This window comes from Flavobacterium sp. GW821-FHT12A05 (assembly GCF_058807735.1).
Map to the genome: position 1 here is coordinate 324,710 of NZ_JBXAQY010000007.1, position 16,108 is coordinate 340,817.

The 16,108-nt window shown below is 34.7% G+C and carries 12 protein-coding genes; 5 read left to right on the forward strand and 7 right to left on the reverse strand.

Annotation, left to right across the window (positions count from 1 at the left end):
* Positions 1-17 precede the first annotated feature (17 nt).
* From AC1RRQ_RS17900 to AC1RRQ_RS17920, 5 genes are all read right to left on the reverse strand, one after another.
* Positions 18-716, reverse strand: a complete 699-nt coding sequence (locus AC1RRQ_RS17900) for a response regulator (RefSeq protein ID WP_493024385.1) — start codon at positions 714-716, stop codon at positions 18-20.
* Positions 706-2,763 (reverse strand): tetratricopeptide repeat-containing sensor histidine kinase, encoded by a 2,058-nt coding sequence (locus AC1RRQ_RS17905; protein ID WP_493024386.1) that lies wholly within the window; start codon positions 2,761-2,763, stop codon positions 706-708. The genes AC1RRQ_RS17900 and AC1RRQ_RS17905 overlap by 11 nt, the downstream gene beginning before the upstream one ends.
* Before the next feature lie 96 nt (positions 2,764-2,859).
* A complete protein-coding gene (locus AC1RRQ_RS17910) occupies positions 2,860-3,117 on the reverse strand; it encodes a hypothetical protein (protein WP_493024387.1) in 258 nt (85 codons plus the stop codon).
* A 173-nt stretch (positions 3,118-3,290) separates the two neighbouring features.
* Entirely contained in the window at positions 3,291-4,100 is an 810-nt protein-coding gene (locus AC1RRQ_RS17915) for a LytR/AlgR family response regulator transcription factor (protein ID WP_493024388.1), read from the reverse strand.
* 280 nt (positions 4,101-4,380) lie between these two features.
* Positions 4,381-5,922: a glycine--tRNA ligase gene (locus AC1RRQ_RS17920; protein WP_493024389.1), complete on the reverse strand. Its 1,542-nt coding sequence runs from the start codon at positions 5,920-5,922 to the stop codon at positions 4,381-4,383.
* A gap of 161 nt (positions 5,923-6,083) precedes the next feature.
* On the opposite strand from AC1RRQ_RS17920, the gene AC1RRQ_RS17925 reads away from it, so the two are divergent.
* Entirely contained in the window at positions 6,084-6,704 is a 621-nt protein-coding gene (locus AC1RRQ_RS17925; RefSeq protein WP_493024489.1) for a ComF family protein, read from the forward strand.
* Positions 6,705-6,796: 92 nt separating this feature from the next.
* Here the strand turns inward: AC1RRQ_RS17925 and AC1RRQ_RS17930 are convergent, their stop codons facing one another.
* A complete protein-coding gene (locus tag AC1RRQ_RS17930; protein ID WP_493024390.1) occupies positions 6,797-9,490 on the reverse strand; it encodes a zinc-dependent metalloprotease in 2,694 nt (897 codons plus the stop codon).
* Positions 9,491-9,688: 198 nt separating this feature from the next.
* Here AC1RRQ_RS17930 and AC1RRQ_RS17935 point away from each other — a divergent pair, with 198 nt between their 5' ends.
* The 4 genes from AC1RRQ_RS17935 (at position 9,689) to AC1RRQ_RS17950 (ending at position 13,386) form a co-directional block, all read left to right on the forward strand.
* Positions 9,689-10,621 (forward strand): bifunctional riboflavin kinase/FAD synthetase, encoded by a 933-nt coding sequence (locus AC1RRQ_RS17935; RefSeq protein WP_493024391.1) that lies wholly within the window; start codon positions 9,689-9,691, stop codon positions 10,619-10,621.
* Positions 10,622-10,736: 115 nt separating this feature from the next.
* The gene (locus tag AC1RRQ_RS17940) at positions 10,737-11,174 is read left to right on the forward strand and encodes a hypothetical protein (protein WP_012022888.1); all 438 of its coding nucleotides are present in this window, start codon (positions 10,737-10,739) and stop codon (positions 11,172-11,174) included.
* 173 nt (positions 11,175-11,347) lie between these two features.
* Positions 11,348-12,439 carry a biotin synthase BioB gene (gene bioB, locus AC1RRQ_RS17945; RefSeq protein WP_493024392.1) on the forward strand — a complete coding sequence of 364 codons (1,092 nt, stop codon included), beginning with the start codon at positions 11,348-11,350 and terminating at the stop codon, positions 12,437-12,439.
* Between the two features lie 80 nt (positions 12,440-12,519).
* A complete protein-coding gene (locus AC1RRQ_RS17950) occupies positions 12,520-13,386 on the forward strand; it encodes a cupin-like domain-containing protein (protein ID WP_493024393.1) in 867 nt (288 codons plus the stop codon).
* A gap of 65 nt (positions 13,387-13,451) precedes the next feature.
* On the opposite strand, the gene AC1RRQ_RS17955 is transcribed toward AC1RRQ_RS17950, so the two are convergent.
* On the reverse strand, positions 13,452-16,108 hold a 2,657-nt coding region (locus tag AC1RRQ_RS17955), incomplete at its 5' end, for a DUF8693 domain-containing protein (RefSeq protein WP_493024394.1).

Sequence of the window (16,108 nt, forward strand, 5' to 3'; positions counted from 1 at the left end):
TCTAAAATCAAAAATCTTTAAAACAGCCCTTTGCTTTTTGCTTCTTTAACCAGATCTTCGTCTAAGCCTGATCGTACTTTAAGCAGTTCTTTAAGATTTATTCTTCGTTTTTCAATTTCGGTTAAAGAAATAGGAATGTATTGCGGCATTTCGTAAACTTCAGTTCCTTTTGATAAATGAAACAAAATCTGCTTATCAAACTCATCGATTTCTATTGAATTATGCGGAGACTGATTGAGCATTTTAACTACCGACTGGCTGTAATACTTATGGTTTTTCATTACTTTATCAATAGCGACAAGCAATTCATCAAAAGTAAGATCATTTTTAATGATTAATCCGTTTGGATTTATGGTTCTGATAATCGTTTTAATTTTAAGCAGTTCCGTGTACATGGTCAATAAAACAATCTTGCAGTACGGCATTTTCTTCATGATAAGTTTCGCAAGATCTTCGCCTGAGAAAAGATCTTTTTCTTCATACGCAGGCATGCTGATATCCAGAAAAGCAATCTCGAACTGCGGCGTATTCTGATCTTCTAATAAATCATAAGCCGATCTGCAATCGTAGGCTTGTGCAATTTCAAACTCATATTCTTTGGGTTTGTAACGTGTTATTGCATTTTTGTATCCTTCAATAATAAAGGGATGATCGTCAACAATTAAGATGTTGGGCTTAATTAATTCCGAAATTGGGGCTTTGAAATTAAATGTCATTTTTTTGCAGGTTAATTTTTTGATCAATTGGAACTTTTATAACAAGAAGCGTTCCTTCTCCTTTGGCGGATTTGATAGTAACTGTGCCTTTACATTCTGCGGCTCTGTATTCAATATTATGCAAACCAATACCGTTTTTTGTACGCTTGACGTTAAATCCTACTCCATCATCCATAATCGATAGAACTAAATGATCGATTTCACTTTTAAACTCTACTCTTATTGTACTTGCTTTTGCATATTTATTACAATTTTGAAGTGCTTCCTGAATAATTCGATACAAGTTAATCTTGACTATATTATTTACAAGCTCCCATTTAATATGCGAATCAAAAGAGGTTTTTAATTTTGACGGATACGTATTTCTTTGATTATCAAATAGTTTGTTTAAAATTACGACAAAATTATTAATTAATTCCGATTTTTCCCTGTTTAGGTCATGCGATATTTCCCGGATATCTTCTTCAATGTGTTTAAGCTCAGCTAAATACTTCTTTCGTTTTGAAGCTGCTTCTGCCTCATCAATTTTATCTAAACTATCCAGACTTATTCTTACTCCAAACATACGGCCCAAAACACCATCATGCAATTCCTGGGCTACTTTTTTCTTTTCCTTGATTCGGGTTAATTCAATTTCATTTTGCTGCGAAATCATCAAATTATAAATGTCTTCGTTAGCAATTTGCTGCTGTTGTTTAAAAAGCAGTTCTCTGTTTTTTGCCTGCTGCGTTTTGTAAACATAAAAAAACAATCCTATCAAAGTACAAATACTAAAAACGTAAACTAAAGTTTTGTTTTTCTCCTGCAAATTAGAATTTTCGTCCTTTATTTCATTGGTTTCGTACTCAATACGGGAGAATTTTTCTCCCATTTTTCGCTCTGCTTTCAGCATCTTATCATTCATTTGAATGTATTCTCTAGAATATTTAGAGGCATGCCGCGGGTCGACTACAGCAATTTGCTTTAAAGCTTCCAGAATATTTCTTGGCTTGTTTAAATTTTTAGATAAAAGTAAAGCGCGTTTTGAATGCTGAATTGCTTTAAAAGTATCTTTTTTAAAAGCATAATATTCAGACAGGTGTATTTGATTTAATACAACTCCAGATTTAAGTCCTAAACTATCCCTAATCTTTAAAGCATCATAAAATTGTTCCGGAAGTCCATCAGATTCTTCTAATTTAAACTTCGAATAAGCCAAATTATCTAATACAATGGCATACAATGTTGTATTTTCTTCATATAGATTTTTCTCCTCGAGGCTTTTTTGAAAATAAAATTTGGCTTTTTTATAATTATTCATCCTTAAATTAACAAATCCGATGTTATTTAATGATGTTGCCTTTAATTGAAATTCTGACGGAATAGACTTGTTTGCAAGTGTATTAAATGCATATTGATGAAACTCGAGCGCTTTATCAAACTCTTCGCGTTCATTATATAAGATTCCTAATAAATTATAGCAGTCGTACAGCTGATCGTCTACGTTTTTTTCTTGCTTTAAAATCCTAAGTGCCTTAAAAACACTTATTTCACTTTCAAAATAATCTCCTTCATTGTACTGGAGATTTGCTTTATTTAAAAAAGTTTTGGCTAAATTATATTGGTCATTAATTTTTAAATAAACTTTTTCTGCCCTAAAATAATTCAGGAAAGCACTATCAGATATAGATTGGGTTCCGTAATAATCGCCCAGATAACTATAAGCTTTAGCCATGTGTACAGAATCTTTGGAATTTATTGATCTTTCTAAAATTAACTTTGCCGTTTTTTTATAAGACTGCCAATCATTCATGTTATAATAACGATTCGCAATTTTAAAAAGATTTACTTTATTCAGAGAGTCGTCTTTTTGGTTTATAATTATGCTGAATGCCTTTTCATTATATTGCTGTCTATACTTAAAAGGCAGATTAATGTCATTTGCTAATGATAAATAAGAAGGCAGGCTGTCCTCAGAGAAGTTTACATTTTTATCGCCCTCTATTTTTTTGGTGCAGCCCGAGAAAAGAAAGTAAAAAAAGAATAATATTACGTAGTTATTTTTCAAAAGCTTTAGGAATTTGATCAAAAATACTAAAACTTGGCGAAAAAAAAAGGCTGTCAAAAAATTGACAGCCTTTTCTTAAAATATTTATTTTTTATCTTAGTCTAATTTCACATTCATACGTAATGATTGACTATCAGCATTAAAGCTGTTTAAATGCTTAGCACTTGTTTCTGATTGAATTGCAGTTCCAGCAAAATCAGCTTTATGTCTTCCATCTCTGGTTCCGTTACCTCCTGTGTCAAAACTGATATCAATACCTTCTTGGGTAGATGAATTTGATGCTGCAGGATTTGCAAAAGAAGTTGCTGCAATTACTAAAGAAAATAGTCCGAAAGTTAAAGCTGTTTTTTTCATGTTTGAGGGATTTTAATTTGATTTGTATTTGGGGCTTAATGATTGTTTACTTGTGAATGAGGATGTAAAACTAAGCCTGAAATCAAAAAAAGTATATATGAAAAAATCAGTTTATGGTAGATCGTACCCAATTGATAGTCAATGGATACCAAATTAATGTAATCGCCTAATTATTAGACTTCTAAGTAATTTCCTGCAGAAAAATCAGAAATAATTAAATCAACATTTGATTTATAAGTTTTAGAAAAAGGAATCTTTTTCGATGAGTTTTTTATGTAACAAACTGAGTTTCCGTTATGAATTCTCGCAATGTAATTTCGATTGATAATATAACTGTTATGAATTCGAATAAACGGATACGATAAAACCTGCTCAAAATGCTTTAAAGTTTTAAAAGCGGTTATCATTTCTCCTGAATTTAAATAAATATCAGTCGAATTATTATCGGCCTGAAAATAGCTTATATCGTCGGCATTTATATAACGATAATCACCGTATGATTTAATACAGATTATAAGCGGTTTCTCGATAGTTTGACGCACGATTGTATCATTTGTTACAACAACTGGTTTTTCTTCTTTAAAATCGATAGTTTTCACGTCTTCAACTAATCGGTTTAATTTTAGAATCGTTTTTAATAAATCGACCGTAACCAGCGGTTTTAGTATATAATCGAATACACCGTATTGGATTGCATCGAGCGCCAAGTCTTTTTTTGAGGTAAGGACAATAATTCGAGGCAGTATATTTAAAAAACGATGAAGTTCGTTTATAAACAGAAGTGATAAATTACTTGGAGAATATTTAGGATCTATTTCCAAAAAAACAAGAGAAGGTCTGTATTCTAAAACCAAATGCAAACCATCCTGATAATTTGATGCCGATGCCACAAAAGTCAATTCCTGAAAACCTGCTGCAATTGTTTGGGTTTTCGAAATACTCTCTGCGTCATCATCAATAATTATATACGAATACTTTCTCAATTTTGGTTTTATTGACTTTTTACGAATATAAGAGACTTATGGTCTATTTAGATAATGATTTATCAGCAATTCGCATAAAAAATAGATGCTGCCCTTTTATTCGCAATTAAAATTACGCTTTTCATTCATTTAAACATTTCATTGTTAACATATTGCAATCAAATGTTAACACATAAGGATGAAATGCAAAAATCTCCGATGAATGACCTGATTTAAAAATTAAAAAAATCCCAAACTCCGGTTAAGGAATTTGGGATTTGTATGGTGTAATATATAAAATTTACATTTTCATCAACCAGTTTTTCATCGAAACTTCGTTTTCAATAATATCTCTTAATGCAGCTATCTTAACGCGATCTTGTTTCATTGTATCTCTATGACGAATGGTTACGGTTTCGTCTTCCAGAGTTTGATGATCTACTGTAATACAAAATGGTGTACCTAATGCATCTTGTCTTCTATAACGACGACCTACTGCATCTTTCTCATCATAAGAAACATTGAAATCCCATTTTAAATCTTCGATAATTTTTTTAGAGATTTCAGGCAATCCATCTTTTTTAACTAATGGTAAAACTGCCGCTTTTGTTGGCGCTAATACTGCCGGAAGTTTTAGAACTGTTCTTGTAGAACCATCTTCTAAAGTTTCTTCCTGCAATGATGTTGCAAAAACAGCCAGGAACATACGATCAAGACCTACAGATGTTTCAACTACATATGGCACATAGTTTTCATTTAGTTCCGGATCAAAATATTGCAGTTTTCTACCAGAATATTGTTCGTGTGCTTTTAAGTCAAAATCGGTACGAGAGTGAATACCTTCCAGTTCTTTGAAACCAAATGGGAAATTAAACTCAATATCTGCCGCAGCATTTGCGTAATGCGCTAATTTTTCGTGATCATGAAAACGGTAATTCTCTTTTCCTAATCCTAAAGATAAGTGCCAGTTTAAACGTGTTTGTTTCCAGTGTTCGTACCATTGCATTTCTTCTCCCGGACGCACGAAAAACTGCATTTCCATTTGTTCGAATTCACGCATACGGAAAATGAATTGTCTTGCTACAATTTCATTTCTAAAGGCTTTACCCGTTTGAGCAATTCCAAAAGGAACTTTCATACGACCTGATTTCTGAACATTTAAAAAGTTCACAAAAATACCCTGCGCTGTTTCCGGACGTAAATATAAATCCATTGCAGACTCTGCAGAAGCACCCAGTTTAGTACCAAACATTAAGTTGAACTGTTTTACATCTGTCCAGTTTCTAGAACCAGTTTCAGGATCAGCAATTTCAAGCTCTTCGATTAACGCTTTTACATCTTCTAAATCTCCATTCCCTAAAGAACGCCCTAAACGCTCTCTGATTTCTCTTTCTTTCGCTAAATATTCAACTACTCTGGCATTTGTAGTTACAAATTCCTCTTCGTTAAATGCATCGCCAAAACGAGCTTTTGCTTTTTCGATTTCTTTTTTAGCTTTTAGATTAATTTTTTCAGCAAAATCTTCAACTAAAACGTCAGCTCTATATCTTTTCTTAGAATCTTTATTATCAATTAACGGATCATTAAAAGCATCAACGTGGCCTGAAGCTTTCCAGGTTGTTGGATGCATTAATATTGCCGCATCAAGGCCGACAATATTCTCATTCATCTGAACCATTGATTTCCACCAATATTCACGGATATTCTTTTTTAATTCGACACCATTTTGTGCGTAATCATACACTGCACTCAATCCGTCGTAAACTTCGCTTGACGGAAAAATAAATCCGTACTCTTTTGCGTGCGAAACCACATTCTTAAATAAATCTTCTTGTTTTGCCATAGTAATGCAAAAATATAAAAAGTACTTATAAAAAAAAGAAAAATAAAAAAGATTGACTCTCAAATTTGGTTATTTTTGTAACTAAATTCTTTCTATTTGTGTTTAATTTCATAATTGATCTCTTTTTTCCTAAAGTCTGCTCCGGATGCCGCTCTGTTTTAATGACTAACGAAACGGTTTTATGCACAAACTGCCGACATGAAATGCCTCTGACGCAATACTATCTGGATTCAAATAACCAAGCTGTGAAAAAATTCTACGGCAAGTTTGAAGTCGAGCATGCATCGGCTTTTTTATATTTTAATAAAAAGGGAATTGTTCAGGAACTCATTCACAATTTAAAATACAAAGGCCACGAAGAAATTGGAACCGTTCTGGGCCGTTGGTATGCCGAAGATTTGAAAGAATTAAAACTGGAAAATCCTTTTGATGTTATTATTCCGGTGCCGCTTCATCCCAAAAAATTCAAAGAAAGAGGTTATAATCAGGTAACAACATTTGGAAAAGCTTTGTCCGAAAGTTTAAAAATTCCTTTTGATTCTTCTGTTTTGTACCGAAAGAAATATTCTAAAACACAATCTAAAAAGAATCTTTTAGGAAGATCCGAGAACATCGAAAGTATTTTTGATGCTCATATCTCAGAAGAAAATCAGAACAAACATTTTTTAATTGTAGACGATGTACTCACAACCGGCGCCACTCTCGAAGCTTGTTCCCGCGCTTTATTAAAAATTCCGGGAGCAAAAATCAGTATTGTTTGTATGGCGATGGCGAACTCTTAAATATGGGGGAAATTTCAATAAAAAAATTCCAAATTCCAACTAAGCTTAGACATTGGAATTTGGAATTTAAAATATTGGGATTTTATATTTTTTTAAATTATAAATATCTTCTTCACTGTTTTTTTATCGCCGTCTTCAATTGTAAGTAAATAAATCCCAGATGATGAACCTATTGGCAATGAAATTTCTTTACTAAAATTATCTACGTGCTCAAAAGTTTGCGAGTAAACAGATTTGCCCTGCATGTCGTGAATATAAATCTTAGCTCCGGCTTTAGACTGACTTTTAAATTCTACTGTAAAAGTCCCTCGACTTGGGTTAGGATATGGAACTGCATCTACACTTACAGGATTATCTACACCTAAGGTAAAGGTTTGATTACAGATGTTTATTGATGCCGAATTTATGGTTCCAAAGCTTCCCGCAACGGCATCACGAACTCTTAATGTCCAGTTTCCTTCCGGATTTTCGCCATTAAACATACTCAAAGCATCTATTGGAACAACAATCTGGCTTGTCGTTGTAGAACATTGTAAATTAGATCCGGAGTCATCAAATTGTAATGCTAAAGTTGAGTTGGTACTCGCACAGCCTTTGTTGAATAAACGAACTACAGTTCCCTTTGGGCTCACAATTTGAATTTCAAGATCAGAAAATCTGGCATGCGTAACATTAATAGCAACATTTACATCTGAAACTGTTCCTGTTGATGACGGAACTGCAACAGTACGGGTTGTAAATGAATTTCCGAACGGAATTGCAAAAGAGCTTCCGAAACTATAATCATTACAACTTGTTGTTGAGCTGTAGCCTATTGCAAATGTTTTACTATTTAAGGCATAATAAATATTAGCCGTTGGTTCTATTAAAATTCTGCAATATGTCGCGATATCAATAGTTTCAGGAATCAGCACCGTTTCTAAACCATCATTAGGTGTTGCTGCCGCCAAAACGATTGGAAAAGTCAAACCTCCATCTGTAGATAATTTAATATTTACAGTTGACGAACCTTGAAGTGTATTGGTATTGTTTACACTCCAGGTAATATTTTGATATGATCCTTGCTGCCAGCTTAGATTCTCTGTATTTTGAGACGTTACAGCAAATGGTCCCGCCGAAGGTGTTACGTTTACCACCATTCCATCGGTATTGGTTTGTGCTTTACCCAAAGCACCATTATCTCTTCCTGTTAAAGTAAAATTTAATGTTCTGGATATTGAGGAAACAGATTCCCAAGTAGTCGTCAATTTATTTTGAAGCACCGAAGAAAAACTCGGCATGTAACGAACCGGCGAAGTACTCGGAGCTATTGATCTAAATAATGGTCCATTTGGTTTTGTCGCATAGGCAATACTATTATCGCCAGAAGTCGATGTTGCATTATCGTTCTCTTCCCAGGTAAAAGTAAGCGTATCCCCTGTTGAAGCAGTACCTGATCCAGTTAAAATAAAGGGTGTGCTTACTGGAATCGTAAAATCAGAACCGGCATTAATCGCAGGTGGATTGTTTGTTATATCTATACTAACCGGACAGCTTTTTCCGGCAAGGTTATTTTGAATTTGAAGAATACTCGCGTATGCAAAATAATCATCAGAATTATCCTGAATATCGTAATTATCGGTTACACCGGCATATCCCATAATGGTAGAACCGCTTCCTGGCTCCACACTAACTCCGGCACCTTCTATATCATAAGAAAATGTGTGGTTTGCCCCTAATTGATGTCCTATTTCGTGAGCCACAAAATCTACATCGAATGTGTCGCCTTTTGGTATTGCATTCGACGGAGAAGTATAAGCACTTCCTTTTCCTATCACCTTAGACGGAGTAGGACTATCGCAGACACAACCTATACAACCAGCATTTCCACCGCCGCCAGAAGCACCAAATAAATGTCCGATATCATAGTTAGCTTCGCCTATTACACTTGTAAGCGTGCTTTGAACTTCTTTACTCCAAAAATCATTTCCATCTGTATCTGCAGCAGTTCCTCTGCTTGCACCAGAATATGGATCTGTCCCTGCATTGGTATAAATTACGGCATCGTTGTTGGCAATTAAAAGTAATTGTACCGCTAAGTCTTTATTTAAAATACCGTTAACTCTTGTCAAAGTTGCATTCATACCTGCCAATGCTCCTTCTTTTGTTCCTCCAAAATAAGCTGCATATTCTCCTGTACAAGATAATGCCAAACGCATTGTTTTGAAAACTTTGTTATTTGAAGTGGTTTTTGCCGTTTTTGATGTGCTTGTATTTTGCGAAACCACATCGGCTGTTTTACAAGTTAATTTAGATTTTGCTAATCTGCTTTTTGCAGAAAACAAAACGTATTCTGTTTTATTATCCGGATTTTCCTCAATAAATTCTGTAGCATTATCAGCACGGAAAACCATGGTTTGTAAACCGTTTGGCGAAAGACTAAAATGTATTTTTGCCGATTTATCGTCTAAACCATTTCCTTCGTATGCTCTAATTTCTGGATATTTTGCCTGAAGTTCCGGCTCAAAGTTTGAAGATTCCCAAACCTGAAACCTTTCTAAAACGCCTTCTGAATTGGGAATTGTAATTTGAGAACCCGAATTTTTTGCCTGTTTCGACGTTGCAGAAGAAAGTTTTGCTTTTAGAAAATCTGTGTTCAGTCGATAATACAATTTATCAGATTTATCAATACCTGCCTGTTTCTTTAAAGTGGAAACAGAACTTGATCGCTGCCACAAATCATCACTTTGGGCATGAAGTTGTACACAACAAAAGATAAACAATAAAAAAAGTAGTTGTTTTTTCATACTTACAGTGAGCTTTATAACATCAAAATTAATAGATTTAAATCAAATTCTTATATCAAAACGACAATTAACGTTTTTTAGTCGACGAATCAAATCTTTTTTTGGCAAAAGAAAGCGAATCTTCTTAAAAAATCAATTCCCCGAAGCACAAAATTTAAAATAGATAGTATAAATTTGCAGCATCTTAAATAATTTGTTTTGAAGCTCTTTCATTCTATAAACGATTTCCATTCGACCAAGAAAACAATTTTAACTCTTGGAACTTTTGATGGCGTGCATATTGGTCATAAAAAAATTCTGGAAAGAATTACTGAAAATACCGAAAACGGAAAATATGAAAGTTTAGTGCTTACTTTTTTTCCGCATCCAAGAATGGTATTGCAGGAAAAGTCAGAAATAAAACTTCTAAATACCATTTCTGAAAAAACAAAACTTTTAGAAGCTACCGGAATTGAGAATTTAGTTATCCATCCTTTTGATGAAAGTTTTTCAAGACTTACTGCCGAAGAGTTTGTGCATTCGATTTTAGTAGATCAATTTCATATTCAGAAAATCATTATTGGACACGATCATCGTTTTGGAAGAAACAGAACGGCCAATATCGACAATCTAATTGCTTTTGGTATTGAATATGGTTTTGAGGTGGAGCAAATATCAGCCGAAGAAATACAAGATGTTTCGGTTAGTTCTACCAAAATTAGAAAAGCTTTAACCGAAGGAAATATGGAATTAGCCAATGATTACTTAGGTTACGATTATTTTTTAACCGGTGAAGTGGTAAAAGGAAAACAGTTAGGAAGAACAATTGGTTTTCCTACCGCCAATATTCAAATTGAAGAAGAGTACAAACTGATTCCAAAAAATGGTGTTTATGTTGTGAAGGCTCTTATCGATAATCAGGAAGTTTTTGGAATGATGAACATTGGTTTCAACCCAACGGTAAGCGGCCAAAAACAAGCAATCGAAGTCAATCTTTTTGATTTTGATGCTGACATTTATGGCAAAAAAATTGAAGTTTCGCTGTTGCAATATCTTCGCGAAGAGCAAAAATTCGGCTCAATTGATTTATTAAAAGCGCAGTTAAATCAAGACAAACAAAATGCTTTGGCTTTTGTAAGCAAACTGCAGTAAAGCTTCAAAAACACTTTTGCCTCTTTTTAGATCATCGTAGTTATTTTTTTAGTAAATTTGATATAGAAATCTGTTTTTCAAACATTTACTATTAACTTCTTTAAAAATAACCACTATGAAATTACCTAAAGAAATAACAAACGGTTTTTTGATATTCCTCGGAATAGGCATTTATTTTTTATTGATGAATCTATTAGGTTTAGCAGATTTATTCTACCTGCGTACGCTTAATGTATTCTTTATATTTTATGGTGTAAACAGAACCATGCAGATGAATCTTCATGAAGGGGAAACAAATTTTGTGTCTAATGCGGTTTCGGCAATGGCAACTTCTGTAGTTGGTGTGGCTTTAAGCGTTTTTGGATTATTGGTTTACAGTTATGCTCGAGGCGGTGACGCTTATGTCGAAACCTTATCTAAAACTTTTATGTTTGGAGGAAATCCTTCTGTACCAACTTATTGCATCTGTTTACTTTTTGAAGGACTTGCTTCTTCGGTAATTGTAACTTTAATGATGATGCTTTATTGGAACAATAAATATGCTGCCGATTAATTTATTAGAAGAAAAATAAACATTTAAGCTCTCTAAAAATCATTAAAAACAACAATTGTTTGATTTTAGAGAGCTTCTTTTATGAAAATAATTGCCAAATATTCATTTACAAAACTGAATGTTGTTGGTTGGAAAATTTAATTACATTTGAAGCTTCAAAAAACAATGTATCCATGAGCATCATTACAAAACACAATTGGACAAAAGAAGAGATAATTGCAATCTACAATAAACCATTGATGGATTTGCTTTATGAAGCAGCCACTATTCATAGACAACAGCACGATCCAAACGTAGTTCAGGTATCTACTTTACTTTCTATAAAAACCGGCGGATGTCCAGAAGACTGCGGTTACTGTCCTCAGGCGGCCAGATATAATACTGGAGTTGAAGGAAATGATTTAATGACTGTAAGTCAGGTAAAAGCACAGGCTTTGAGAGCTAAATCTAATGGATCTTCTCGTGTTTGCATGGGAGCTGCCTGGAGAAATGTAAAAGATGGTGAAGAATTTGATCAGGTTCTGGAAATGGTTCGTACCATTAACAAACTTGATATGGAAGTTTGCTGTACTTTAGGAATGCTTACTGAAAATCAGGCACAGCGTTTGGCAGAAGCAGGTTTATATGCTTACAACCATAATTTAGATACTTCTGAAGAATATTATAAAGACGTGATTTCGACACGTGGTTTCGAAGATCGCCTAAAAACTATAGAAAACGTTCGTAAAACCAATGTTACGGTTTGCAGCGGTGGAATTATCGGGATGGGAGAAAGTATCGAAGACAGAGCCGGAATGCTTGTAGCGCTTTCGACTTTAAATCCGCAGCCAGAATCAGTTCCAATTAATGCTTTAGTAGCAGTTGAAGGAACGCCAATGGAAGAAGAAAAACCAGTTGAAATCTGGGAAATGATTCGTATGGTCGCAACAACCAGAATTGTAATGCCGGAAACTCAGGTTCGTTTGTCTGCCGGAAGAACAAATATGTCTCGCGAAGGTCAGGCTATGTGCTTTTTTGCGGGAGCAAATTCTATTTTTGCCGGAGATAAATTATTGACTACTCCAAATCCTGATGTTAATGAAGACATGAAAATGTTCGAGACTTTAGGAATGGTTGCTCAAAAACCTTTTATCAAAATAATGCAGCCTAAAACTGTTGAAGCTGCAGATTCTCAATTTGCATCATTAGGAGAAAAACCAAAATGGTCAAGACCGGGACATACAATTGAAAAAAATCTTGAGGCTTCGATCAAATCAAAAATTTAATTAAAAGAGTTAATAATTCTCGATAAATATTTTTAAATTGCTTATAACAAGAGTTATAAGCAATTTTTTTATTTATAAAAATGAAATTAAAAAAAATCGAGAGGGTTAAAAAAATCTCTAAAGCTGATTTTATTTCCCAATATGTAAAAAAACAAATTCCAGTTGTAGTTGAAGAATTAACCGAAGATTGGCCGGCTTACGAAAAATGGAAATTATCTTATATCAATAAGATTGCAGGTGATATTACTGTTCCGCTATATGATGACAGACCTGTAAATCATGAAGAAGGTTTTAATGAGGCTCATACAAAAATGAAAATGAGCGATTACATTAACTTATTAGAATCGAAACCTACTAACTATCGCATTTTTCTTTATAACTTAATGAAAGAAGTGCCATTACTAAAAAATGACTTTTTATGGCCGGATATTGGTTTGAAATTAGTCAAGCAACTGCCAATGCTCTTTTTTGGCGGAGAAAACGCAAGAGTATTTATGCATTATGATATTGATTATTCGAACATTCTGCATTTTCATTTTCATGGAGAAAAACAATGTATGCTTTTTGCACCAAATCAATCAAAATATATGTATAAGGTACCTCATGCTTTAATTTCGAGAGAAGACATTGATTTTGATAATCCGGATTATGATAAATTTCCTGCACTTAAAAATGCTGAAGGTTATATTACCAATCTTAAACACGGAGAAATGTTGTATATGCCCGAAGGTTATTGGCATTATATGAAATATTTGACTCCGGGATTTTCTATGAGTCTTCGTGCTTTTCCAAAGAACATTACCAATTTATCAAAAGCGGCGTATAATGTATTTATCATGCGCTATTTTGATATTATGATGCGAAAGTTTAAAGGTCAGAAATGGATTGATTACAAGAACGAAAAAGCGATTCAGAACACAAACGAGAATCTTCGAAAGAGTGCCTGAGGCAATTTTAAATAAAAAACCAGCTGTAGGATTTTAAACTACAGCTGGTTTTTTGTTTCTATTTTTTAATTAAAAACAATTTTCTTAGTTACGATATTTCCGTTTTCTAAACTTACTTTTAGAATCAAGACCTGATCACCAGATTGAAATTGTGAAATATGCAGCTCATTACTTTGCACTTTTTTATTGTTGTAAAGTAATTTCCCTGAGATATCAAAAATCGATACTTCTTTCATTGAATCCGCTCCTGAATTTAAATGTATACTTTTATCTTTCACTGCTGCATAAAAACTATTATTCTGATTTGTGAAATCATCAACTCCTAAAGTTCCGTTGGTATAACGCAACACAAATCTTTCGGTAAAAGTTCCTATAGCTGTGGTAAAATTATAATTACTAGTCTGCAGATTATGAATGGTCTGAGTTACTTTATCTTCAAGGTAAACAGCATGACTGCTTAAAAGACCATCAGTATGATCGATTGCTATTGTAAATTGGCCCGCAATTGCAGATCTATAACCCAATGGCACAACGTCAGATTCTTCAAAAGGCAGTGCTCTTCCTTGAATAGCTAAATTTTGGCCATCGTTTATACTGTAAAAATCCACATACGGATTCCCATTTAAAGATATTCCGTCATAATTATGATCCCATAAATTAGTTGCACCTTCGATATAGCCTACTAGTATTTGTTTGAACGCTCCTTCTGTATTAGTTAAATTCAGCCAGACTCTATGTCTTTCTAAATTTGCTTTATTACTCGCAGTTGTTTTAAAAAACTGGCTGTTATTTCCGGGAACCCGCATTGAATTTGTAAAAATAGCCGACGGATTTGCTCTTGAACATGCAAAAAATGCCTGACCAGCTGCTATATATCCTGATGGAGGGGTTTGATTTCCTGGGGTTGTTGCTCCCTGTGTGCCACCCGTCATATTGTAAATTGCATAATCAGCAGTATTATATTTGAATGTTCCTGTACCACCATTTGCTGGCGGCGTGTTATGAGTCCAGAAGTACAGAGTCCCGTAAATATTATCTGTATTGTCAGAAATAAACTGATCTGCATATAATGCTGACGGATAAGGATTCCCTATTAAATGCCATAAATCCGGCCCTACAAAATTCACGGTGACATTACCATTATTTGGAACTCCAACGAATGTAGCTATTTGAGTTCCTGGAGTAACAATGTCAAAATTCTGCGGCCCTCTAACGCTGTATCCCTGACCAGGAGCCATTGGCAGAATTCCGTTATAACTAATCACCCAGCCAGAATTTGGATTATAGCTAGTGTATTTATCAGCTAAAGTATTGGGAGATAAATCGTGCAAAGTATATACTGGCGTACGAACAACTGGTGACGACCAGTACGTATAATCATATCGGCGCGTTGAAGTATTTCGTTTGTATGTAATGTTTCCTGAATTTACTGCATTAGTGGTCTGCAGCAAACTTGAGTTATTTTCAAAAGTTAAAGCTCCTCCATTATTTGTAACAGCATTTGTAATTGTTAAGGTATGATTCGAATTTACGGTAACATTTACACCTGGATCTACAAGACAAGAACAACCGCTTAAGTTACCTGTGGTAGAATAATTCCCTGAAAACCGAATAGCATCTGTTATTACAGGTTCACTTCCTTTCGACCAGGCAGTTCCATTCCAGGTATTTGTCACCGGAGCAAAAATTTCAATTCCGGCAGTAGGTGCCGAAGGACAAGTTGAAATTTGTTCAACGGTAAAGGTATAGACTCCCGCTGCCAGATTAGTTACTGTAAAACTTGTTCCTGTACCTGTATAGGTTTGCTGTACTGTACCATTACTTTGGGTGATTGTCCAAGTTACTGATGGAATCAAACCGTTTAATGTTATACTTCCCGTAGGAGTGACACAAGTTGGCTGTACAACTGTTCCAGGAACTGGTGCTGTTGGTTTAGGATTAACCACTATACTTGCCGAACCTCCTGTAAATCCTGTACTTCGAATACAAGAGTTTGCATCAGTAACTGAAACTAAAGCATAAGTGGTCGTTGTAGTAACTGGAGTTGTAAATGTGTTAAAAGGAGTTCCGCTTGAAACGCCTGTCGCAGTTCGATTGGTTCCGCCGTTTTCTGTATAAATAACCGTAAAAGGCCCCACGCCAGAGGTAGCTGTAAAAGTTAACTGCCCAGAACCTGTTGCACAAAATGGACCGTTGGCGGTTAAATTTCCTTGTGGAAGCGGATTAACGGTTATTGTTGCCGAACCTCCTGTAAATCCTGTGCTTCGAATACAGGAATGTGAATCGGTAACTGAAACCAAAGTATAAGCTGTAGTTACAGTAACTGGATTAGTTGCAGCATTGAAAGGAGTTCCACTGGTAACATTTGTTGCTGTTTGATTCGCTCCGCCGTTTTCTTTATAAATAACTGTAAAAGGTCCAGTACCTGCAGATGCGGTAAATGTTAATTGTCCAGAACCTGTTGCACAAAACGGACCATTAGCGGTTAAACTTCCCTGTGGAAGTGCATTAACAGTAATTGTTGCCGAACCTCCTGTAAATCCAGTACTTCGAATACAGGAATTTGCATCAGTTACTGAAACTATAGCATAAGTGGTCGTCGAAGTAACCGGAGTTGTAAACGTCGCAAAAGCAGTTCCGCTTATAACGCCTGAAGCAGTACGATTTGTTCCTCCGTTTTCTGTATAAATAACCGTAAAAGGTCCGACTCCCGAAGTAGCGG

Excerpts from the sequence above, each read along its gene's own strand:
- AC1RRQ_RS17900 (WP_493024385.1), bottom strand. The coding sequence starts at position 716 with ATGACATTTAATTTCAAAGCCCCAATTTCGGAATTAATTAAGCCCAAC.
- AC1RRQ_RS17950 (WP_493024393.1), top strand. The coding sequence starts at position 12,520 with ATGAAATTAAAAAAAATCGAGAGGGTTAAAAAAATCTCTAAAGCTGAT.
- AC1RRQ_RS17910 (WP_493024387.1), bottom strand. The coding sequence starts at position 3,117 with ATGAAAAAAACAGCTTTAACTTTCGGACTATTTTCTTTAGTAATTGCA.
- AC1RRQ_RS17925 (WP_493024489.1), top strand. The coding sequence starts at position 6,084 with ATGACTAACGAAACGGTTTTATGCACAAACTGCCGACATGAAATGCCT.
- AC1RRQ_RS17930 (WP_493024390.1), bottom strand. The coding sequence starts at position 9,490 with ATGAAAAAACAACTACTTTTTTTATTGTTTATCTTTTGTTGTGTACAA.
- AC1RRQ_RS17940 (WP_012022888.1), top strand. The coding sequence starts at position 10,737 with ATGAAATTACCTAAAGAAATAACAAACGGTTTTTTGATATTCCTCGGA.
- AC1RRQ_RS17920 (WP_493024389.1), bottom strand. The coding sequence starts at position 5,922 with ATGGCAAAACAAGAAGATTTATTTAAGAATGTGGTTTCGCACGCAAAA.
- bioB (WP_493024392.1), top strand. The coding sequence starts at position 11,348 with ATGAGCATCATTACAAAACACAATTGGACAAAAGAAGAGATAATTGCA.